The organism is Geofilum rubicundum JCM 15548 (assembly GCF_000974365.1).
In the GTDB taxonomy this organism is placed as follows: Bacteria; Bacteroidota; Bacteroidia; order Bacteroidales; family Marinilabiliaceae; genus Geofilum; species Geofilum rubicundum.
The window spans coordinates 1-871 of record NZ_BAZW01000187.1; the positions used below are offsets into that span (position 1 = coordinate 1).

The window sequence follows — 871 nt, forward strand, 5'->3', positions numbered from 1 at the left end:
CCCACGGGGACCAATGATGCCTATCATTCGGCTATCCCAGGCGACTTCGTGGTACAGGTAACGCTTAAAGTCGGTGCTTGTATTTTGTAAAAGTGTTTCAAATTTCTGATAAAGTGTCCTCATGGCTTTGGAGTTATTTAAACAAAGATACAAAATGCACAACAGAATCAACACTTTTTTTAATAATTGCACTATTGGTTGTGCAAAACTCACGATGTCGGACATTCCAAGCAATTTATTGGCCGAAATAAGATGACCTATATTGGTTATCAGATAGATATTTCTTTCAATGCAAAAATAAGATATCTTTCAGTATGATGAATGATATCAGGGTTTAGATTTATGAAACGCGCACTAGCTTGGAGAAAGGTTTATTACTAAATTGCTGTTCTTTAGATATGATTGAATAGCTTTCAGAAAAAAAATGTATCTTTAAAGAAAAATTTAGTTATGGGCTTAGCTTTGACGAATAATACTATTGACAAATACTTTGGTTTTCTGTCACGTTTAGACAACAGTTCTAAGAAAAGACTCATTATTAAACTGACTGAATCCATTGAAGAAAAACAAGAAGTGAAAATAAGTTTAAAAGATTTGTCTGGAGCATGGGAAGATTCGCGTGATACTGATGAAATAATTAATGAGATAAGAAATTCACGAGTTGACAAACAAGATAATATGGAATTTTAATCCAAAGGCAGCTTTATTTAATCAGCATTTCTTCCAATATTCCCTTTACTTTTGAAATCTCAACAGTAGATAACTGATCCATTTTTTTTGCCAACCGGCTTTTATCAATGCACCGTATTTGGTCCAAAGCGATAGATCCCATCTTTCCGGAAACCTTGCATTTTACCCTAAAAGGATAAGG

Annotated in this window: 2 protein-coding genes; one reads left to right on the forward strand and one right to left on the reverse strand. The window is 33.9% G+C overall.

The window, feature by feature from the left end:
• The first annotated feature begins 450 nt into the window (after positions 1–450).
• On the forward strand, positions 451–690 hold the full coding sequence (locus JCM15548_RS20700) for a hypothetical protein (RefSeq protein ID WP_062129141.1): 240 nt from the start codon (positions 451–453) through the stop codon (positions 688–690).
• Between the two features lie 13 nt (positions 691–703).
• Here JCM15548_RS20700 and JCM15548_RS26520 read toward each other — a convergent pair.
• The coding region (locus tag JCM15548_RS26520; RefSeq protein WP_162198315.1) for a type II toxin-antitoxin system PemK/MazF family toxin at positions 704–871 on the reverse strand (168 nt) is incomplete at its 5' end.

Excerpts from the sequence above, each read along its gene's own strand:
- JCM15548_RS20700 (WP_062129141.1), top strand. The coding sequence starts at position 451 with ATGGGCTTAGCTTTGACGAATAATACTATTGACAAATACTTTGGTTTT.